We start from the raw sequence: 20,612 nt of genomic DNA, 5'->3' as shown, positions 1-20,612 counted from the left end.
GCCCGCATGGCTTCCATGCGCTGCCGCGACGGGAAACCAGACGCAACCCTCACATGGCTTGTGGCCTGAGCTTCAACCGGGCGATCGGTGGAAAGGCCAAGGCGATCGCCACGGCACCCAGGGCAATGGCGGCGGAACCGATATAGAGCCAGCGGTAATCGTTGAACGTATCGAATATCCACCCGCCGCCGAGCGGTCCGAGCGCCATGCCGATGCTCGACATCATCGTCGCGGCGCCGAAGACGGTGCCCATGATGCGCTGACCGAAATACTCGCGCGCCAGCACAGCATAAAGCGGCATCACGCCGCCATAGGCGGTGCCGAAGACGATGGCAAGCAGGTAGAATTCACCGAGCCGGCTGACGAGGAGATAAGCGGCTATGGCGAGCGACTGGACCAGAAGTCCCAAAACAAGGATCGGCTTGACGCCTAAGCGGTCGGCGAGAATGCCGAACAGGAGACGGCCGCCAAGTCCGGCAAGGCCCTCGACACTGTAGATGCTCACCGCCGCCAAGGTCGAGATGCCACACAGCATGGCATAGCTCATCATGTGGAAAATCGGCCCGGAATGGGCAGCGCAACACAGAAAGAAAGTGGCGGCCAGCACGATGAATTGCGGCGAGGACAATGCGCGCGAGACCGAGCTGCCGGGTTCGTCCGACGCCTCGGTGGCCTTAGGCTGCGCGCCGCGCTCAGGCGGCGCCGCGCGCACGAAGAGCGCGGCCGGGATCAGCAGTATCCAGGCGCCGATGCCGATCACCGCCATGGCGGTGCGCCAGTCATAGGTGGAGATCAGCCAGCCCGCGAAGGGAGAGACGGTCATCGGGGCAGCGCCCATGCCGGCCGAGACCAATGAGACGGCGAGCCCGCGCTGGGTATCGAACCAGCCGGTGACCGTGGCGATCATCGGCGCAAAGAATGCGCCGGCAGCAAGGCCGACCACGACACCATAGGAAAGCTGGAAGGCAATGAGAGACGTGGCGAGACTCGCGAGCACCAGCCCGGCGCCCAGGAGAACGGCGCCGGCGAGCACGACGATGCGCGGTCCGAAGCGATCACTCGCGGCCCCCCAGGCGAAGCCGGCCACCCCCATGATCAGGAAGTTCAGAGTCATCGCGCTCGATATGCCGGCGCGGCTCCAGCTGCTCGTCTCAGACATGGGTTCGAGAAACACCGCCAGCGAAAACATGGCACCGACGGCCACGCAGCCCATCAGGCCCCCGAGTGCGACGATCACCCAGCGATAGGACTGCGCCATGGCGTGTCTCTCCCTCATATAGAAGTCATGCCCACCCGCTGCAGAGAACGTACCAACTGGTTGGTATGAGTCAACTTCCTTTGTTACTTAGCTCTTGCGCTAAGTATTCAATAATGATACTTAGCTTTATGGATTACCATTCAGAATCCCTGACCGGCATCTTCCAGGCCCTCGCCGATCCCACGCGCCGTGCCGTGCTGGGGCGCCTCGGCCACGGGCCCGCGAGCATCAGCGATCTGGCGAAGCCATTCGACATGGCGCTCCCCTCCTTCATGAAACATATCCGCCTGCTCGAGGAGAGCGGCCTGATCAACACCCATAAGCAGGGCCGCATCCGCACCTGCACCATCGAAAGAAAGTCCTTCGCGATGGTCGAGGACTGGCTTTCGACGCAACGCGCCCTCTGGGAGGGCCGCACCGACCGGCTCGAGCACTTCGTCATCACTCGTGATAAGGAACAATCGCCATGACCACTTCCTTCGACCCCGCTCTCGACCTGACGGTGACGCGCGTCATGAAGGCGCCGCGCGCCGCCGTCTGGCGCGCCTGGACGACGCCCGATAGCCTGGAGAAATGGTGGTTGCCCGCCCCGGCCAGATGCCAGGTGGCGAAAATGGATTTGCGTCCCGGCGGCGCCTTCGAGACGCTGATCAGCGAGAATGGCGGCGAATTCGTGCCGCATGTGACAGCCTGCTTCCTCGCCGTCGAAGAGCAGGCGCGCCTCGTCTTCACCGATACGCTCAAAAGTGGCTGGCGACCCGGCGAGCAGCCTTTCATGACAGCGATCATCACGCTGAAGGACCATCCGATGGGCACCGACTATGCCGCGGTCGTGATGCACAGGAACGTCGCCGACCGCGACAAGCATGAGGAAATGGGCTTCTATGACGGCTGGAGCACCGTCACCGCGCAACTCGCCGAGCTGGTCGAGCGGGAAGAGAAAGGTTGAACGTCGACGCGCGCCTTCACCGCATCCTGAGTGGCTGACGGGCGCGAACTTTTCGCGCGGCGCGGTCGGAGATCAAATCCGGCTTGCCGAAGCGCGGCGCCGTCTTGGGCTTGCTGGTGGCCCTGCTCGGCTTGGCCAAGCTTTCGATGATCGGACAATTCGGGCGCTGGTCGCCACGGCAATGCTCGGCGAGATGCCTGAGCGTCGCCGCCATATTGTGCAACTCGCGCGCCTTCTGCTCCAGTTCCTCGATATGGCGCAGCGCCACGGCCTTGACATTGGCGCTGGCGCGCGAGCGATCGCGCCACAAAGCGAGCAGCTCCTCGATCTGCTCGACCGAGAAGCCGAGATCGCGGGCGGAGCGGATGAAACGCAGCGTGTGGACGTCCTCATCGCCATAGACGCGATAGCCAGCCTCGGTGCGCGCCGCGGCGCGGATCAGCCCGATGGTCTCGTAGTAGCGGATCATCTTGGCCGACACGCCCGTGGCGGAAGAGGCTTCACCGATATTCATGACTCATCTCCAGTTCTTCATGACGCCAAAGCAGGCTTGAGTTCATCCGCCGCGCCGGCCTTGGCCGTCGCCGCAATAGGCGGACGGAAGGCCTTGAGCCGCAAGGCATTGCCGAGCACGAAGACGCTCGACAGCGCCATGGCGCCCGCCGCCAGCATCGGCGACAGTAGTATCCCGTAGGCCGGATAAAGCACACCTGCCGCGATCGGCACCAGCGCCGCATTATAGGCGAAAGCCCAGAACAAGTTCTGCTTGATGTTGCGGATCGTGGCGCGGCTGAGCGCGATAGCGTTCGGCACGCCGGTGAGCTCGCCCGACATCAGCACGACATCGGCGGCCTCGATGGCGACATCGGTGCCGGTGCCGATGGCGATGCCGACATCGGCCGCGGCCAGTGCTGGCGCGTCGTTGATGCCGTCGCCGACGAACGCAAGCTTGACACCGTCACGGCGCAGCCGCTCGAGTGCCGCCACCTTGCCGTCGGGCAGCACTTCCGCCACCACGTCGTCGATGCCGAGCTTCTTGGCGATGGCCTCGGCGGTGCGGCGGTTATCACCGGTGATCATCGCCACCTTCAGACCCAGTGCGTGGAAGGCGGCAATGGCCTGGGGCGTCGTCGCCTTGATCGGATCGGCGACCGCGAGGATGGCCGCCAGCCTGCCGTCGATCACGGCATAAAGCGGCGACTTGCCTTCGGAGGCGAGCCTTTCGGCGGTCGCGGCGAAGGGCGTGGTCGCGAGACCGAGCGCCGTCATCAGACGGTCGGCGCCGACTTGGATGAGGCGGCCGTTGACCGATGCCTTGACGCCCATGCCCGGGGTGGCCGTGAAGTCGAGAACCTTGCCCAGTGCCAGCTGGCCGCGCTTCGCCGCCTTGACGATGGCTTCCGCGATCGGATGCTCGGACTGGGTCTCGACGGCGGCGACCAGGGCGAGGACCTCGTCACGTGCGAAACCCTCGGCGGTCACGAGATCGGTGAGCTCGGGCCGGCCCTCGGTCAAGGTGCCGGTCTTGTCGAGCGCGATGATGCCGGCGCCGCGCAGTTCCTGCAGCGCCTCGCCCTTGCGGAAGAGCACGCCCATCTCGGCGGCGCGGCCGGTGCCGACCATGATGGAGGTCGGCGTGGCGAGGCCCATGGCGCAGGGGCAAGCGATGATCAGCACCGCGACGGCATTGACGAGCGCGAAAGCGAGGGCGGGGTCGGGACCGAAAACAAGCCAGATGCCGAAAGTCAGGACGGCGATCGCCATCACCGCCGGCACGAACCAGGCCGTCACCTTGTCGACCAGCGCCTGGATCGGCAATTTGGCACCCTGCGCGGCCTCGACCATGCGGATGATCTGGGAAAGCACGGTGTCGGCGCCGATCTTGGTGGCGCGGAAGGTGAAGGAGCCGGTCTTGTTGATCGTACCGCCGACCACTTGCGCGCCGGCGCTCTTGACGGCCGGCACCGGCTCGCCGGTGATCATCGATTCATCGACATAGGACGACCCTTCGATCACCTCGCCATCGACCGCGATCTTGTCGCCGGGACGGACGAGAAGGACATCGCCGGCCTTGACGTCGGCGAGCGGCACCTCGATGGCCTCGTCGCCGCGCATGATACGCGCCGTCTTGGGCTGCAGGCCGACAAGCCGCTTGATCGCCTCGCTGGTGCGGCCCTTGGCGCGCGCCTCGAGCAGCCGGCCCAGCAGGATCAAGGTGACGATGACCGCCGCGGCTTCGTAATAGACATTGGCGGTGCCGGCGGGCAGCAGGCCGGCCGCAAAGGTCGCGACGACGGAATAGCCCCAGGCGGCGAATGTTCCGACCGCCACGAGCGAATTCATGTCGGGGGCGCCGCGCAACAGCGCCGGTATGCCCTTCCGGAAGAAACGCAGACCCGGCCCGAACAGCACCAAGGTGGCGAGCACGAACTGCAGATAGCGGCTTTCCTGCATGCCGATATGCTGCATCACGAAGACATGGACCGCCGGAATGAAATGCGATCCCATCTCGACGATGAAGACCGGCAGCGTGAGGAGAGCCGCGATGGCGAGCGACCAGCGCAGGTTCTGGAAGTCCCTGGCCCGCGCCTCGGCGGCGGCAGCCTCCTCCTTGTTGTCGGCGCCGATGGCGCGAGCCTGATAGCCCGCATGCTCGATGGCGCGGATGACCGCCGAGACGTCCACCGTCGCGGCAAAGGCGACCTCGGCCCGCTCGGTCGCCAGATTGACCGCAGCGGATGCTACACCCGGCACCGCCTTGATGGCCTTCTCGACCCGACCGACGCAGGAGGCGCAGGTCATGCCTTCGATACCAATGCTCGCCGCCTCGCTACCAGCGGTCTTCTTTAATGCGGTCGCAGTCGCCATGATCACAATCCTTAAAATCCATCAACCGCAGTACAGATAGACCTTCCCATGATGGGAGGGTCAAGGGGGTGCGAATCTTGACCTTGCCATCATTGGAATGTCTATATCCGGCGGACAGAAATGGAGACGAAGATGTACCAGTTCAACGTTCCGAACATGACCTGCGGCCATTGCGCCGGCACCGTGCAGCGCGCCATCAAGCAGGTGGACGGCCAGGCGGAGATCAAGGTGGATGTCGCCAGAAAGCTCGTCGAGGTCCGCAGCAGCGCGCCCGAGCAGAGCATCGGCACGGCCATCCGCGAGGCCGGTTACGAGAACAGCCTCATCGCCCGGTGACGGCCTCGATCAGGTCTGTCAGTTCAGGTCCAAGCGACCTGAGCTGATCCATCAGAAACTGTTCGTCAGGACATGGACCAGAACAGGCTGCTCGATACCTTTGAGGTCTAAGCGGCGCGTCGCAGCGCCGGCCGCAATATCCGCCACCTGCGCCGCGACCTCGTCGGTGAGGAGAATCTCTCCCGCCGCAGCGGCGGCCTGAAGCCTGGCGGTCACATTGACGGTGCCGCCAATGGCGGTGAAGTCGCTGCGGAAGGTCGAGAACTCGCCGATCTCGACCTGACCCGTATGGACCCCGATACCGATCCCCAGCGCCATCCCGGCCGGCAAATCCGCGAAAGTGAAGCGTTCGGCGCAGCGGTGCTGGATGTCACGCGCGGCGGCGACCGCGGCGGCGGCATGGCGTTCTGATTTGATGGGAAAGTTGAAGATCGCCATCAGGCCGTCCCCCATCTGCTTGTTGACGATGCCATCATGATCCCAGATGGCTTGCGCGCACTGGTCATGGAAAACGCTGACCAGGTCGCTCAGCATGACCGGATCCAGCCGTTCGGACATGTGAGTATATCCCCGTATATCCGCGAACAGGATCGTGGCGGTCGCGGAAATATGCCGCTGCTTCTTCACATAGCGGAATGAGCGTTCGCAGATCGTGCAGATGTTGGGATTCATCTTGCTCCGGGTGATGCCCAGCACACGGAACGGAATGGCGAGCGGCCCCCTGATGGGTATCGGCATCCGCATCTGGTCCCAGCAGCCGCGACAGATGCGAGCATGATCATGTGTCGTCGCCATGGGAACTCCGTCTTTCCCTTCCGCAATTCAAGTTGTGTAAAATGCGCCGTCGCGCGGATTTTGCCAATGCCGGTATTGCGGGCGCGCTATTTGATGCCGGAGACGAGTCCGTCGCGGGGCTCGGCCGAGCCGATTTCATTCTTCAGCCAGCATTCGCGGCGATAGGGAACGAAAGTGAAGGCTTTGCAGGACCTGGCCGCGCTGCAGGCCACCAGACAGGCATCGAGGGTCGTCTGCTTCAGCCGGCCGATATCATTGCCGGGATAGTCTGTCGCCGCCTGGATCGTCATGGGGACATGGCGCGCCTGCTCGCGGGCATTGGCGATCCCGCTCGCCGCATAGGGACCGGCCTCGATTCCAACCGCCCGGGCCGCGGGGAGCGTCAGCCAATACATCCGCTCCGGCGGCGCGCTGGTGATGTAGGCAATCGCCTGCGGCGGAAGATCAAGCCCATTCACATATTTCACCAGCGCGGCATTTCCCGAGGAGCTGCGCCGCGCCCGGCCGCCACTCAGCGTGTAAGCCGCGTGAAAGCCGACCTGTGCTCCTTCGCCCATGAAGCGCCGGGCTCCGCCGAGCCAGGCCAGGGCGCAAGCCGATGCGCAATTCGCCGATGATGGAACGAGGGTAAGAAAGCCCTTTTGCCGGATGGCGCGGCCGATCGAGATCCCGGCGGCGGTATTGCCACCTGGACTCTGAAGCACGACAACCGCATCCTTCATCTCACCGGTCTTGCGCAGGAAAGTCAGAGCGTCGCCGAGATCCAGTTCGCCACTGATGGTGACCTGGGTGGCCGTCTTCGCCGCGGGCGAAACCAGAATCTGCGCCGACCAGACCGGACCGGCGAGTGCCACCCCCAGCCCCCAGCAGAACAAAACTCCCAATAAGCGCAGCGCCACATCGCCACCTCGCGCAATGTATCCCTTGATGGTGACATGATTCACGCGAAGGGTGCATCCCCTATTTTGCTCCCGACAGAGCGCGGATCAGGTTTCCGGCGCCGGCATCGGGGTCACGGGCATGCCGGGACCGATCTTCTGCAGATTGCCGCTGATGACCTGGTCGCCTTCCGCGACACCTTTCGTCACCGAGACGAGCGCCCCCTCGGTCGGCCCCAGATCGACCAGCCGCATGCCGACCTTGCCCTGATCGACCACATAGACGAACTTGCCGAGCTGGTTCGAGCCCAGCGCCACCTGCGGCACGAGCAGCGTGCCGGGCTTCTCGCCGATCAGCAGGCGGATACTGACATACTGGCCGGGCAACAGCGAGCGGTCCGCATTGGCGATGGTGGCGCGCGCCACAATCGTGCCGGTCGTATGATCAACCTGATTATCGAGGAAAGTGAGCTCACCCTTGCGGCGCTGACCCTGATCGCCCGAGACGGTCACTTCCGCGACGACCGGTCCCTCCCTCCTGGCTTGCTGGATCAAAGCGAGTTCGGTTTCGCTCGGCGTGAAGGTGACATAGATCGGGCTGATCTGCACCAGCGTGTTGAGGGCGGTGCCACCGACGCTCACCAGGGTGCCAAGGGCCGCCTGGTTGCGCCCGAGCCTGCCGTCGAAGGGGGCGCGAATCTCGGTATGCGAGAGATTGAGCTCGGCCGCCTGAATGGCGGCCTTGCCGGCCAGAACTGTCGCTTCGCTTTGCGCGAGGGTGGAGACACGTTGCTGATAGCTGTCCTTCGACAGGAACCCGGTCTTGCTCAGATTATTGCCGCGGTCGAGATTGGCCCGGGCATAATCGAGCGAGGCCACGTCGCGTTGGACCTGCGCCTTCGCCTGATCGAGCACCACCTGATAGTCGCGCGGATCGATCCTGTAGAGCAGATCATTCGCCTTTACGTCGGCGCCATCGGCGGCCGGCTGGTCTAGGATATAGCCCGAGACCTTGGCCTGAAGTGCTACACTGCGGATCGCTTCGGTGCGCGCCGCAAAGTCGAGATAGACGGGAACAGTCTTCTTGACGACCTGTGTGACCGGCACCGGCATGGCCTGCATCGGCATAGGCTCGACCGCGGCATCGGCGGGCTTGCTCAACAAGCCGACAAGAAGAGCCGGATCTCCGCGGAAATAGGCAAAGGCGCCGGCGGCGGCAACAACGGTCAAGGCTGTGGCGACTTTCCAGATGCGCATGGGCGTTTTCCTATTCAGCCGGCTGGATATGCGGCGCGAGGCCGGGTTCGATCTTATGCTTGCGCTCGCGCCATTCCTCGATCACGGCATAGAAGACGGGCACGAAGACAAGGGTGAGCACAGTGGCGGCAAGCATGCCACCGAAAACCGCGGTGCCGAGGGACTGGCGGCTGGCGGCGCCCGCACCCGACGCCAGCATCAAAGGCACGACACCGAGGATGAAGGCAAAGGCCGTCATCAGGATGGGACGCAGGCGAAGCCTGCCGGCTTCCATCGCCGCCTCGACGATCCCGAGACCGCCTTCGCGCAGATGCTTGGCGAATTCGACGATGAGGATGGCGTTCTTGGCCGCAAGTCCGATCAGCATCACGAAGCCGATCTGCGAATAGACATCCATCTGCATGCCCCGCAGCCAGATGGCGACGAGCGCGCCGAACAGTGCTGTCGGCACCGAGAGCAGCACCATGAAGGGCATCGACCAGCTCTCATATTGCGCCGCCAGGATCAGGAAGCAGAAGACCAGCGCCAGCGCGAAAACGATGATGGCGACCGATCCGGCCTTGAGCTCCTGATAGGTGATACCGGTCCATTCGAAGCCGAAGTCCTTCGGCAGAGCGGTGGCGGCGGCCCGCTGCATCGCCTCGATGGCCTGGCCGGAACTGTAGCCCGGCGCGGCATTGCCGTTGATCAGCGCCGATCCGTAATTGTTGTAATGCGTGACGGTCTCAGGTCCGACAACGGACTTCAGCGCGCCAAGCGTCGAAAGCGGCACCATCTCGCCGGCGTTGTTGCGCACATAGAGGCGCGAAAGATCGGTGGCGGACGCCCTGGCCCCCTGCTCGGCCTGCAAGGTCACGCGGAAGGTGCGGCCGAACATATTGAAGTCGTTCACATAGAGCGAGCCCAGATAGATCTGCAAGGTGTTGAACACGTCCGGCAGATTAAGCCCCAGGAGCTTCGCCTTGTTGCGATCGAGATCATAGTTGTATTGCGGCGTCGAGGTGGAGAAGGTGGTGAACAGGGTCTGCGGGTTGAGCTCGGGCTGCTTGCGGGCTTCCGCCAGCAGGGCCTGCGTCGCCTCATTGACGGCGGCGGTGCCGCGTCCGGTCAAGTCCTCGACCTGGAATTCGAAGCCGCCGGTGGTGCCAAGCCCGTTGATCGAGGGCGGCTCGAAAGCGAGCACGAGGCCTTCCGACATGCCGAACAGTTTCGGGCGCACATTATTGACGATACCGGTCGCCGAGAGTCCCGGCCCGCGCTCATTCCACGGTTTGAGCACGGCGAAGACGGCGGCGGCATTGGACTGGTTGGCGAAAGTCAGGAAGTTGAAACCGCTGATGCCCATCACCGTGTCGATACCGGGCTCGGCGCTCAGCGTCTGGCGCACTTTCTCGACCAGGGCATCGGTGCGCTCGAGCGAAGCCCCGTCCGGCAATTGCACGACGGCGAAGAAATAGCCCTGATCCTCGACCGGCAGGAAGGCCGACGGGATGCGGGTGGAAACGAGCCAGGTCGCGGCCAGCAGAACGGCGAAGAAGCCGAACATCAGCCAGCGCGCTTTGATGAAGCCGCGCACCGAAGTGGAATAGGCCTGCGAAAGCCAGCCGAAGCCGTCGTTGAACCAGCGATAGAGAAAGAACGTCGAGGGCGGGCGATGGCGCAGGAAGGCTGCCGAAAGAGCCGGGCTCAAAGTGAGCGAGTTGAATGCCGAGATGCCGACCGAGATCGCCACCGTCAAGGCGAACTGGTTGTAGAGCTGGCCGGTGACGCCCGGAATGAAAGCGACCGGGATGAACACCGCCATGAGCACGGCGGTGGTGGCGATGATGGGTCCCGTCACTTCCTTCATGGCACGGCGCGCGGCCTCGAGCGGTTTATATCCGGCCTCGAGCTGGCGCTCGACATTCTCCACCACGACGATGGCATCGTCGACGACAAGCCCGATGGCGAGCACCATGCCGAGAAGGCTCAGCATGTTGAGCGAGAAGCCCAGCGCCAGCATCACCACCATGGTGGCGATCAGCGACACCGGAATGGCGATGACGGGAATGAGGGTGGTGCGCCAGCTCTGCAGGAAGATGAAGACCACGGCGACGACCAGAATGAGCGCCTCCAGCAGAGTCTTCACCACGTCTTCCATCGCCGCCGATACGAAGCGCGTCGTGTTGTATTTGATATTATAGGTGATGCCCTTCGGAAATTGCGCCGAGAGCTGCTTCATCTTGTCTTCGACGGCCTGCTGCAGCTGCAGCGCGTTCGATCCCGGCATCTGGAAGACGCCGATGAAGATGGTCGGCCGGTCATTCTGGAAGGCGGAGGTGGCATAAAGCAGCGAGCCGAGCTCGACGCGGCCGACGTCGCGCAATCGCACCAGGGACCCGGCGGCCGAATTGGCGCGGACGACGATATCTCCGAAGGCTTCCGGATCGCTCAGGCGCCCTGTGGCATTGACCTGCATTTCGAAGGCGGTGCCGGCGGGCGCGGGCGACTGGCCGATCTTGCCGGCCGCGACCTGGACATTCTGTTCGGCAATGGCGTTCTGCACATCGACCGCGGTGATGCCGAGATTGGCGAGCTTGTCGGGATCGAGCCAGATGCGCATCGAATAGCGCCGCTCGCCCCAGATGACCACATCGCCCACACCCGGCACGCGCTTCAACGGGTCGACGACCTGCAAATAGGCGTAGTTGCTCAAGCCCACCGCATCGACCGAATTGTCGGGCGAGATCAGATTGACGACCATGACGAAGCTGGGATTCTGCTTCTTCACCGTCACGCCGGACTGGTTGACGATCGCCGGCAGCGAGGAGGCGGCCTGCGAGACGCGGTTCTGGACGTCCACCGCGGCGAGATCGGCATCATAGCCGACATCGAAAGTGACGGTGATGCGCGACGACCCGTCATTGGAGCTGGCCGAGGACATATAGGTCATGCCTTCGGCGCCGTTGATCGACTGTTCGAGCGGCGTCGTCACCGTGTCGGCGACGACCTGCGCGCTGGCGCCCGGATAGCTGGCGCTCACCACCACCTGGGGCGGTGTAATATTGGGGAATTGCCCGACCGGCAGCAGGAAAAACGCGATCGCCCCGGCCAGCACCATGATGACGGCGATGGCCGAGGCGAATATCGGTCGCTCGATGAAAAAGCCGACCATGGCGGGCGCACTCCCCGGATTAGGAGGTGCGATTGGCGCGCAAGCGCCGGCTTGTCCGGTCAATCATCTGCCGAAAAGCCACCGGATCAACATTGTCGGCCTCCATCATCGCGAGCGTCACCGGGTCGCTCAACAGCTGGTCGATGGTCGGGCCCTTGTAATAAAAGGACATTTTGGCCTCCTTCACGTAACGGGATGCCTGAGGCATCCAAGATCTTGACTCAAACCGGATTGGGTGTTACCGGTCATTAACAAGCATACTGTTACCGACCGGTCACAACAGAGTCAAGGCCATGGCCGCAAAAATTTTGCAAAAAGTGGAAGACGCTCCCGCTGGAGCCGATCTCAAGCCGCGCGACCGTCTCCTTCTCACCGCCCGCGACCTGTTCCATCAGCATGGCATCAAGGGCATCGGCGTCGAGGCGATCACCGAGGCTGCCGGCACCAACAAGATGACGCTCTACCGGCATTTCGGCTCAAAGGACGATCTCATCGTCGAGTGCCTGCAGAAGGCGATCAACGAGACGCTGAGCAAATGGGATCAGCTCGAGCGCGACTATCCCAGCAATCCCAAAGCGCAGCTCCTCGCCTGGATCGCGGCCGGTGCGCGCTGCATCGAATCGGATAAGCGCGGCTGCGAGATCGCCAATGCGGCGGTCGAACTCACCGAAGACAATCATCCCGGACGGCGCGTGATCGAGGACGGCAAGAAAGAGCATCGCCGCCGGCTCGTCGATCTATGCCAGCGGGCGGGACTGGCGGAGGCCGAGCTGGCCGCCGACACGCTGTGTCTCCTGTTCGAAGGCGCCCGGATCAGCCGTCAAAGCGACGGCGCCGAGGGACCGAGCTCCCGCTTCAAGCGGATGGCGGAGGGAGTAGTTGCCGCCTACGGCGCCACCGGGCGCGGGTAAGGCTGGAGCACGATAGGTTTGGGTTGAATCAATCCCAGCTCATAGACGAGATCGATTCTGCCCGACTTGCGTAGTTTACGTGGCGACAGTTGCCGGCGGACTTTGCCAATTGACTTCGCCGGACCTTGTGCAGCGTATTTCCGGCAACTGCTTCTCCAGGTGCGGAGCTTTCTTGGCCATATCGATGTGAACTCCGGGATCACTTAATCCCTTGTTTGTATTCTCGGGGCGTTGATGTGTCCCTGTTCCGCCAAAGACCAATTGTGTTGCGCGCTCAACGGCACGCAATCCGGCCGCATTCAAGGGCTGGCCATGGATGGTCTGTATATTCGCCGGCCGTGATGGAGTCCCGGGCGATTGACCCGCAGCTCCATCGTCAGAGGCCTTGCTGGTTTGTGCGGCATTCTCGAGGATATTATCCTCATCCTTCTTGTTCCACACGCGCAGCAAAGCTTGCACGACTTCAAGGATTATTCGGAGGCCTAGAGCCATTCGCTTGATCCTATCCGAGTTATATCGGTCAGACTCAGGAGTTGAAGTCCGAACGCAACTCCTCAACTTGATATTTCCCAATCCTGCCATCTGGCCCACGATGTCAAGCGCCCACCGTGGCGCGTACTAATGCGCAAACTACTTCACAGATGACGGACATAACCCAGTCCAATCTCATCACGGTCTAGGTAAGCTCCTGACGCGGTGCAGTGCCGCCCGCTTCTGTAGAAGCCGAAGCATTACCAGCAAGACGATTGAGCGAGATCCGCTCGGTGCTTTGTCCGACAATAACAATCAGGCGCCCGAAGGGGACTCGGGCGCCTGACTTCTGCATCAGGCGGTTGGCTCCTGATGATCGGAAGCCGAAGACTCCTGGCGGTGTTGGCTTCTTCGGCGAGGCATCCTCAATCTAGCTGCGGGATGTTTCCCGATGATGTCTCTTTCGTTGCAGAAGATTGCAGCCGGAGGCTAGCGCGAGATGCGAAAAAGTGGGCACCGGTTTCTCGCATCCCGCGCTAACATATGAAAATCGATCACGTTTATGAGTTTGGATTGACTCAATCCAAACTCATCGTGATCTATGCCACGCTGCTCAACTCAGCCAGATCGCTTTCGCCGAACAGGCTGTCGAGAATCTTCTTTTCGAGTGCCGCGAAGCCCGGCGTGCCACGCCGGCGCGGACGCGGCAAGGCAACAGGCAGATCGAGCGCGACGCGGCCCTCATCCAGGAGGACGACGCGGTCGGCGAGCGCCACCGCCTCTCCGACATCATGGGTGACGAAGGCCGCCGTGAAGCCCTGATCGCGCCAGACACGCTCGATCAGCGCCTGCATCGTCATCCGGGTCAAGGCATCAAGCGCCCCCAAGGGCTCGTCGAGCGCCAGGAATTGCGGATGGCTGACCAGAGCACGCGCCAGCGAGACGCGCTGGCGTTGGCCGCCCGACAGCACATAGGGCCATTCCCCCGCCCGATCGGCGAGGCCGACAGCAGTCAGGGCCTGGCGCGCCGCCCGCAGGCGCTCGCGCCGCGAACCCAGGCCCGAGAGCCCTACGGCAACATTGCCTTCGACCGTCGCCCAGGGCAGCAGACGCGGCTCCTGGAAGATGAAACGCGCATGCGCGCCGCCGCGCAGACCCGCTCCGATGATGGTGCCCGACGTCGGGGTCTCGAGCCCCAGGAGCAGGCGCAGCAACGTGCTCTTTCCGCAACCGCTCTTGCCGACGATGGCGATGAACTGACCGGCCGGAATTTCGAGATCGATGCCCTTGAGCACTGTCTTGCCGTCGAAACTCTTGGCGAGACCGCGAATGGAGATCGATGTATTGCGCCCCGGCCGCTTTTCGACCTTGGCATGAGATTGGGCGTGATCGGCATCGCCGAACCGCGTCAGGCCTTCCAGATGGAGGAGCCTCTCCGTTGACATCATGGTCATCTCCGAAATACCGGGTTCCAGGACAGAGTGCGCCGTTCGAGGAAGCGCGCCAGGCCGTCGGCGAGCTTGCCGAGCAGCGCATAGATGATGATCGACAGCACGACGACGTCGATCATCATGAATTCGCGCGCCTGCATGGCCATGTAGCCGATGCCGGACGAGGCCGAGATGGTCTCGGCGACGATGAGCGTCAGCCACATGATACCGAGCGCGTAGCGCAAGCCGACGAAGATGGACGGCAAGGCGCCGGGCAGGATCACCTGCGTGAAGAGCCGCCCCGGCCCCATGCCGTAGCACCGCGCCATTTCGACGAGCTGCGGATCGACCGAGCGGATGCCATGCAGCGTGTTGATGTAGATGGGGAAGAACACGCCCAGCGCCACCAGGAAGAGCTTCGCCGATTCATCGATGCCGAACCACAGAATGACGAGCGGGATCAGCGCCAGATGCGGGATATTGCGGGCCATCTGGAGCGTCGTGTCGGTGAGCGCCTCGCTCCAGCGCGACACACCATTGGCGAGGCCAAAGGCGAAACCGATACTGCCGCCGATGAGGAAACCCAAGGCGGCGCGCCAGAAACTCACCAGAATATTCCGGGCAAGCTCGCCGGATGTGGTCACGTTATATAACGCGCTCAGCACATCCGAGGGCGCGGGCAGCACATTGGCGGGTATCGCGCCCGATCTTGCGGCGAGCTCCCACAGCAATATGAGCGTCAGGGGGACCGCCCAGCCGACGACGGAGCGCAGGAGCCGGGTCACGAGGCTGCCGCCAGGCGCTGGTCGGAAAGCCCGACGGCGAATTCATTGCCGATACCTTTGCGCAAGCCTTTTCGATCCCGACCGAGCCCCAGCACGGGGAAGAGAAGCTCAGCGACGCGATAGGCTTCCTCGAGATGCGGATAGCCCGAGCCGATGACCGTATCGATGCCGAGCGCCTGATATTCGGCGAGCCGGGCCGCGACCTGTTCCGGCGTGCCGACGAGTGCGGTGCCGGCGCCGCCGCGAACCAGACCGACACCGGCCCAGAGATTGGGCGCCACGACGAGCCGGTCGCGGCTGCCGCCATGAAGTGCCGCCATGCGGCGCTGGCCGACCGAATCCATCTCCTTGGTGAAGCGCTGCTGCGCCGCCTCGATCTGCCGGTCGGAGACGCGGCTGATCAAGCGATCGGCGGCGGCCCAGGCCTCGTCCTCCGTCTCGCGCACGATGAAATGCAACCTGATGCCGAAGCGCAGCTGCCGCCCACGCGCTTGCGCCTTGCGGCGCGCGGCGGCGAGCTTCTCGGCTACGAGAGCCGGCGGTTCGCCCCAGGTCAGATAGAGATCGACCTGCTCGGCCGCGAGATCCTGCCCCGCTTCCGACGATCCGCCGAAATAGAGCGGCGGATGCGGCGCCTGAACGGGCGGGAAGTCGAGGCGGCTCTTCTCGACACGGTAATACCGTCCCGCGAAATCCACCGTCTCGCCGGCGAGCAGCCGGCGCCAGATGGTGAGAAATTCGCCGGCCTGCTCATAACGCTGGTCATGCGGAAGAAAAACGCCGTCGCCGGCAAGCTCGACCGGATTTCCGCCCACGACAACATTGAGGAGGAGTCTGCCATTGGAGAGGCGGTCGAGCGCTGCGGTCTGCCGCGCGGCAAAGCTGGGTGACACGACGCCGGGCCTCAGCGCCACGAGGAAGTCGAGACGTTCGGTATGCGCGGCGAGGCCCGCCGCGGTTATCCAGCTGTCCTCGCAGGATTGGCCCGTCGGCAGAAGCACACCGGGAAATCCGAGACGGTCCACGGCCTGAGCGATCTCACGAAAATATCTGAAGTCGGGCGGCCGCTGCTGCGTCTCGGAACCGAGATACACACCGTCGCCATGCGTCGGGATGAACCAGAAGAAATTGAGCGGCATCGGTCTCTTCTCCACTAGAGTGCCGGACGCTCACATGGAATCGGTCCGGCGCGTTAACTCTTTGATTTGCGCATCGGATTATCCGAAAACCGCTTCGCACTTTTCGGTCCGATGCTGTAGCTTTAAGATTGCGGCGCGGTCCAGACGACATCACGTACGACGATCGGTTTCGGGATGAGCTTCAGCTCATAGAACGTGTCGGCGATGCGCTGCTGCGAGGCGATTTGCGATTCCGTCACCGGGCTCAGCGCGTAACTTGTGCGCGCGACGGCAATCTTCTGTATGTCGAGCGGCACGCCGGTGACGGCGGAAATTGCGGCAGCCACCTTGTCGCGATTGGTTTCGGACCAGTTCACCGCGACGGCGATTTCACCCACCACCTCCTTGACGATGAGAGGATTGGCCGCGGCAAAATCCTTGTTGGCGAAGAGGAAACTGTTGGTCGGGCCGATCTCCTCGCCCGGCACCAGGATTCGCGCATTCTGGGTTTTCTCGGCGATTGCGAGATAGGGATCCCAGATTGTCCAGGCATCGATCGCGCCCTTGGCGAAGGCGGCACCCGCATCGGCAGGCGAGAGATAGGCAGGCGTGATGTTGCCATAGACCAGTCCACCCTTCTTCAGAGCCTGGATCGTCAGAAAATGCGCGCTCGATCCCTTGGTGAAACCGACCGTCCTGCCTTTCAGATCGGCGAGCGACTGGATTTTGGAATCCTTCGGCACGATGATGGCCGAGCCCGAGCCTGTCGACGGCAAGGTCGCGACATAAACGAGATTGGCGCTGGCCGCCTGGGCGAAGATCGGCGGCGAGTCGCCGGTATAGCCGAAGTCGATGGCTCCGGCATTGAGCGCCTCGAGCAAAGGCGGACCGGCCGCGAACTCCACCCATTTGACCGCAATACCCTGCGCCTCGAGTTTCTTCTCGATGAGCTTCTGCTGGCGGGTGACCACCAGAATGCCGGACTTCTGATACCCGATGCGGAATTCGCGTAGCGGCGCAGCGTTGAGGGGCGCGAGGCCGGCGGCGAGACCTGCGAGTGCGGCCGTGGCGAAATGCGTGAACTGACGGCGAGTGATCATGGACTGCTCCTGGGTGATGAAGGGTCAGGCGACTTCAAGAAAGGCGGGTGTCCGGCGGCGCTCGGCGATGAGCTGCCTGAGTTGCAGGCCGGCGCGGTCGACACGCTGCCTGAGCGCCGGCGACAAGCCCGTCGCAGCCGAGAGATCGTTCTCCGTCGCGTAGATCGATGTCGGAACGATCGCCGCGCCGAAGAAGGAAAAGAGCGGCTGAAACTGATGCTCCAGGACGAGGGCATGGCGCTCGCTGCCCCCGGTCGCCGCCAAAACGAGGGGCTTGCCGATGAGCGCCTTGGGATCGATCAGATCGAAGAGATGCTTGAAGATGCCGGTGTAAGACGCCTTGTAGACCGGCGAGGCGACGACAAGCGCGTCGGCCGACAGCAGTGCATCGACGATGCTGGCCGCGGCCCCTTTGAGCTCGTGCGAGGACTGGGCGCTCGCGAGATCGACCTTGATCTCGGCCAGATCGAAGACGGCGCTGCGTCCCTCGGTCACGCGGGCGGCTTCCGCGGTGATGACTTCGACCAAAAACCTGGTGCGCGATGGCCTGGCCGTATTGCCGGAAATTCCGATGATATTGGGCGACATCACATTGCTTCCATAGTATCTCGATCTAATTGATCGAATTACTATGGATTCGTGAGGAACTGTCAAGCCTCATTTTTAAGCACCGCTCATTCAGGATTTAAGCTGCCGGATCATTGCGGCGTGGTGGCGCCGAAATCGACCACCGCACGCAGACCCGGCCGATTGTCCTCGAGGCTCACATTGATGTCGTGAAGCTGGGCCACGGCGGCGACAAGCGACAAGCCTAGCCCATGCCCCTGCGTGGTCCGGCTGCGGTCGAGCCGGTAGAATTGCTCGAAGACGTGGGCGCGCTCGTCATCGGGGATGCCAGGCCCGTCATCGGACACCACCGCGGTTTTCCGCTCCGTCCCATTGCCGAGTTCCAGGCTTATGGTCGAGCCTGTCGGCGTATGCTTGATAGCGTTCTCCACCAGATTGGCCAGCATCTGGGTCAGGAGTTCCTCATCGCCCGTGAAGACGACACCCGGGACGACCCTGCTGTCGAGGGTCTTGCCATCATCCTCGGCGACGGCACGATAGGACTCGGCAAGCCTCTCGGCGACGGCAGAAAGATAGACCGGCTTGAAGGCCGACTTGCGGCTGCCGGATTCGATCTGAGCGATGCGCAACAACGCCGAAAAGGTCGTCAGGATTGAATCGATCTCAGCGATCGCCTCCTCGATCACGACGCGATAGGCGTCAGCCGAAAGCTTGGACAGAGTGCTTTCCTCCAGATGCTGCCGCAACCGCGCCATCGGAGTGCGCAGGTCATGCGCGATATTGGTCGACACCTGTTTGAGGAGCTCGAGCAGCGCCTGGTTGCTGTCGAGCATCTGGTTGAGATTTGCGGCGAGCTTGTCGATCTCGTCGGAAGTGTCGTAGACCGGTATGCGCTCCTTGAGCTGACCCTGCATGATCGCGTTGCTGGTTGCATTGATGCGGTCGATGCTCCTGAGGAAGCGCTGGCTGATGATGATGCCGGCCAGGATCGACAATGCCAGGGCCAGGATCGAGGCCCAGGCAAAGGCCTCGTTGATGGCCCTTTGCGTGGCGATCGCGCCATAGCCGTCATCGCCTACGAGCAGAAAGGAGCCATTGGGAAGACGCTTGCCGAAGGCGACCATCTCGTGTTCGTCGTCACGCGCCGTGGTCTGCCCGGCCTTGCTCGTGTCGAGAGGCTCGACTCGCCAGCCCTCATAGGGCTTGACGCTGTCGATGTTGCCGGCAAGTTTTCTTCCATCCTGGTCTGCGTAATAATAGAGGAAGGCCCATGCGCCCTTGACGTTCGAGCGCGCCGTCAGTTCCTTCAGGAGATCGGCCGGACCGGAATCATCGTATTCGTTCACGAGATCGATATACTCGGCCTCGACACCAGCGCGAATCTGGCGATCCAGCGCGCGGCCCGAGATCCAGCCGGTCACGAGATAGAGTATGAGGAAAGCCGTCAGCGTAACCACCGCATAGGCCGCGGCAAGGCGGAAACTCGCGGTGCGCAGCAGCCTAAGCATCGGCCCTGAGACAGTAGCCGACCCCGCGCAGGGTGCGGATCAATGGCGAGCCGAAATCGCGGTCCACTTTGGCGCGCAAACGGCTCATATGCGTTTCCACCACACTGGTCTGCGGATCGAAGTGAAAGCCCCAGACCTTCTCCAGAAGCATCGTCCGAGTGACGACGCGACCGTCGCTGCGCAGGAGAAACTCGAGAATCTTGAACTCCAATGGCTGCAGCTCGATCCGCCGGCCGGCGCGATAGACCTCGCGCGGAAGGAGCCGCATCTCCAGATCGCTGAAGGACAGGACTGTCTTCTCCTGCGCTATCGGCGGGCGCCGCAAGATGGCACCGAGGCGCGCCAGAAACTCGGCAAAAGCGAAGGGCTTGACCAGATAATCATCGCCGCCCGCTTCGAGCCCCGCGACCCGGTCATCGATGCCGTCCATGGTAGTCAGGAACAAGACCGGCGGATGCGCGCCGGCACCATGAAGCATCTTCACGATGCTGAGGCCGTCCATGCCCGGCAGCATGCGGTCGATCACCAGCGCGTCATATTTCCGGCTTGCCGCGAGAAGCAGCCCGTCACGGCCATTGCTGGCATGTTCAGTCTCATAGCCATGTTCGCGCAAACCTCGACAGATGAAGTCGGCCGTATGCTGATCATCTTCGATGAGAAGAAGCTTCATTGCGCACCATCGCTATTCGAATGCTCTCGTGCCGCGATGGACTATAGGAGCGGGCGCGGGCGCCGCCCTACATAAAATTTTGTAAGGATCGTTCCTTGATTCCGCCGGACGCGGACTGTCTTCTCACGGCTCTTCACCGCTCGACAAATCTCCCGCTCCACGATTCACCGGGAATCAAGCCGCGTCTTCCGCGGTCTGCAAAGAGGTTTTCATGAAGCTCGCCCTTCTTTCCCTCGCTCTCGTCTGTCCGACCGCCATGCCGCAGCTGCGGCTGCTCGTCTCCACGCTGCTGAACGACCTGCGGCTGACCAGACTCGCGGCGATGACAATCGGCGAGATCGCGGCTGATTGCCTGAGCCTCAATCTGGGCTCGGATCTCGCCGTGATGGCCTGGGTTCTGGGCGCCCTGTTTGCCGCGGCGCTGGTTCTGCAATTGGCGCAGGAACGACCCGTGCCCCGGGGCCATTGGCTGGCAGCGACCCTCAACAGCGTGAGTCTGGCGCTCTTCTCGCCGGCGTTCTGGTCGATAGGTATCGCGTGATCATAGCGCCGGATGC

The 20,612-nt window shown here is 62.9% G+C and carries 21 protein-coding genes; 5 read left to right on the top strand and 16 right to left on the bottom strand.

Annotated elements, in window-relative coordinates:
* Window positions 1-49 precede the first annotated feature (49 nt).
* Window positions 50-1,258, bottom strand: coding sequence for an MFS transporter (locus G5V57_RS17310; RefSeq protein WP_165168840.1), 1,209 nt, complete (start codon window positions 1,256-1,258; stop codon window positions 50-52).
* A gap of 128 nt (window positions 1,259-1,386) precedes the next feature.
* Between G5V57_RS17310 and G5V57_RS17305 the strand changes: the two genes are divergently transcribed.
* Together G5V57_RS17305 and G5V57_RS17300 are read left to right on the top strand one after the other, a co-directional pair.
* The gene (locus G5V57_RS17305; RefSeq protein ID WP_165168839.1) at window positions 1,387-1,728 is read left to right on the top strand and encodes a helix-turn-helix transcriptional regulator; all 342 of its coding nucleotides are present in this window, start codon (window positions 1,387-1,389) and stop codon (window positions 1,726-1,728) included.
* Window positions 1,725-2,207: an SRPBCC family protein gene (locus tag G5V57_RS17300; protein WP_165168838.1), complete on the top strand. Its 483-nt coding sequence runs from the start codon at window positions 1,725-1,727 to the stop codon at window positions 2,205-2,207. The genes G5V57_RS17305 and G5V57_RS17300 overlap by 4 nt, the downstream gene beginning before the upstream one ends.
* 16 nt (window positions 2,208-2,223) lie before the next feature.
* On the opposite strand, the gene cueR is transcribed toward G5V57_RS17300, so the two are convergent.
* Together cueR and G5V57_RS17290 are read right to left on the bottom strand one after the other, a co-directional pair.
* Complete coding sequence (gene cueR, locus G5V57_RS17295; protein ID WP_165168837.1) at window positions 2,224-2,721, bottom strand: Cu(I)-responsive transcriptional regulator; 498 nt, start codon at window positions 2,719-2,721, stop codon at window positions 2,224-2,226.
* A gap of 17 nt (window positions 2,722-2,738) precedes the next feature.
* A complete protein-coding gene (locus G5V57_RS17290) occupies window positions 2,739-5,075 on the bottom strand; it encodes a heavy metal translocating P-type ATPase (protein ID WP_165168836.1) in 2,337 nt (778 codons plus the stop codon).
* A gap of 132 nt (window positions 5,076-5,207) precedes the next feature.
* Between G5V57_RS17290 and G5V57_RS17285 the strand changes: the two genes are divergently transcribed.
* On the top strand, window positions 5,208-5,411 hold the full coding sequence (locus G5V57_RS17285; protein WP_165168835.1) for a heavy-metal-associated domain-containing protein: 204 nt from the start codon (window positions 5,208-5,210) through the stop codon (window positions 5,409-5,411).
* A 51-nt stretch (window positions 5,412-5,462) separates the two neighbouring features.
* Here the strand turns inward: G5V57_RS17285 and G5V57_RS17280 are convergent, their stop codons facing one another.
* From G5V57_RS17280 to G5V57_RS17260, 5 genes are all read right to left on the bottom strand, one after another.
* Window positions 5,463-6,206 carry an adenylate/guanylate cyclase domain-containing protein gene (locus G5V57_RS17280; RefSeq protein WP_165168834.1) on the bottom strand — a complete coding sequence of 248 codons (744 nt, stop codon included), beginning with the start codon at window positions 6,204-6,206 and terminating at the stop codon, window positions 5,463-5,465.
* Window positions 6,207-6,292: 86 nt separating this feature from the next.
* Entirely contained in the window at window positions 6,293-7,150 is an 858-nt protein-coding gene (locus G5V57_RS17275) for a PAN domain-containing protein (RefSeq protein WP_165168833.1), read from the bottom strand.
* 42 nt (window positions 7,151-7,192) lie between these two features.
* Window positions 7,193-8,341, bottom strand: coding sequence for an efflux RND transporter periplasmic adaptor subunit (locus G5V57_RS17270; protein WP_165168832.1), 1,149 nt, complete (start codon window positions 8,339-8,341; stop codon window positions 7,193-7,195).
* Window positions 8,342-8,351: 10 nt separating this feature from the next.
* The gene (locus G5V57_RS17265) at window positions 8,352-11,495 is read right to left on the bottom strand and encodes an efflux RND transporter permease subunit (RefSeq protein WP_165168831.1); all 3,144 of its coding nucleotides are present in this window, start codon (window positions 11,493-11,495) and stop codon (window positions 8,352-8,354) included.
* Between the two features lie 19 nt (window positions 11,496-11,514).
* A complete protein-coding gene (locus G5V57_RS17260; protein WP_165168830.1) occupies window positions 11,515-11,667 on the bottom strand; it encodes a hypothetical protein in 153 nt (50 codons plus the stop codon).
* Window positions 11,668-11,788: 121 nt separating this feature from the next.
* Between G5V57_RS17260 and G5V57_RS17255 the strand changes: the two genes are divergently transcribed.
* A complete protein-coding gene (locus G5V57_RS17255; protein WP_165168829.1) occupies window positions 11,789-12,406 on the top strand; it encodes a TetR/AcrR family transcriptional regulator in 618 nt (205 codons plus the stop codon).
* A gap of 75 nt (window positions 12,407-12,481) precedes the next feature.
* On the opposite strand, the gene G5V57_RS17250 is transcribed toward G5V57_RS17255, so the two are convergent.
* From G5V57_RS17250 to G5V57_RS17215, 8 genes are all read right to left on the bottom strand, one after another.
* Window positions 12,482-12,898 (bottom strand): hypothetical protein, encoded by a 417-nt coding sequence (locus G5V57_RS17250; RefSeq protein WP_165168828.1) that lies wholly within the window; start codon window positions 12,896-12,898, stop codon window positions 12,482-12,484.
* Between the two features lie 578 nt (window positions 12,899-13,476).
* Window positions 13,477-14,322 (bottom strand): ATP-binding cassette domain-containing protein, encoded by an 846-nt coding sequence (locus tag G5V57_RS17245; protein WP_165174160.1) that lies wholly within the window; start codon window positions 14,320-14,322, stop codon window positions 13,477-13,479.
* A gap of 5 nt (window positions 14,323-14,327) precedes the next feature.
* Window positions 14,328-15,092 carry an aliphatic sulfonate ABC transporter permease SsuC gene (ssuC, locus tag G5V57_RS17240; RefSeq protein WP_165168827.1) on the bottom strand — a complete coding sequence of 255 codons (765 nt, stop codon included), beginning with the start codon at window positions 15,090-15,092 and terminating at the stop codon, window positions 14,328-14,330.
* Window positions 15,089-16,231: an FMNH2-dependent alkanesulfonate monooxygenase gene (ssuD, locus tag G5V57_RS17235; RefSeq protein ID WP_165168826.1), complete on the bottom strand. Its 1,143-nt coding sequence runs from the start codon at window positions 16,229-16,231 to the stop codon at window positions 15,089-15,091. The genes ssuC and ssuD overlap by 4 nt, the downstream gene beginning before the upstream one ends.
* 122 nt (window positions 16,232-16,353) lie before the next feature.
* The gene (locus G5V57_RS17230) at window positions 16,354-17,307 is read right to left on the bottom strand and encodes a sulfonate ABC transporter substrate-binding protein (RefSeq protein WP_371744828.1); all 954 of its coding nucleotides are present in this window, start codon (window positions 17,305-17,307) and stop codon (window positions 16,354-16,356) included.
* Window positions 17,308-17,334: 27 nt separating this feature from the next.
* Entirely contained in the window at window positions 17,335-17,898 is a 564-nt protein-coding gene (gene msuE, locus G5V57_RS17225; protein WP_165168824.1) for an FMN reductase, read from the bottom strand.
* A gap of 110 nt (window positions 17,899-18,008) precedes the next feature.
* Window positions 18,009-19,385 (bottom strand): HAMP domain-containing sensor histidine kinase, encoded by a 1,377-nt coding sequence (locus G5V57_RS17220; protein WP_165168823.1) that lies wholly within the window; start codon window positions 19,383-19,385, stop codon window positions 18,009-18,011.
* Window positions 19,378-20,055: a response regulator transcription factor gene (locus G5V57_RS17215; RefSeq protein ID WP_165168822.1), complete on the bottom strand. Its 678-nt coding sequence runs from the start codon at window positions 20,053-20,055 to the stop codon at window positions 19,378-19,380. The genes G5V57_RS17220 and G5V57_RS17215 overlap by 8 nt, the downstream gene beginning before the upstream one ends.
* Before the next feature lie 211 nt (window positions 20,056-20,266).
* Between G5V57_RS17215 and G5V57_RS17210 the strand changes: the two genes are divergently transcribed.
* Window positions 20,267-20,596 carry a hypothetical protein gene (locus G5V57_RS17210; RefSeq protein ID WP_165168821.1) on the top strand — a complete coding sequence of 110 codons (330 nt, stop codon included), beginning with the start codon at window positions 20,267-20,269 and terminating at the stop codon, window positions 20,594-20,596.
* The last annotated feature ends 16 nt before the right edge of the window (window positions 20,597-20,612 follow it).

The sequence above is a fragment of the Nordella sp. HKS 07 genome (assembly GCF_011046735.1).
Lineage (GTDB): Bacteria > Pseudomonadota > Alphaproteobacteria > Rhizobiales > Aestuariivirgaceae > Taklimakanibacter.
Note: the sequence above shows the minus strand (reverse complement) of the source record. Positions and strands in the feature narration are given on the sequence as shown.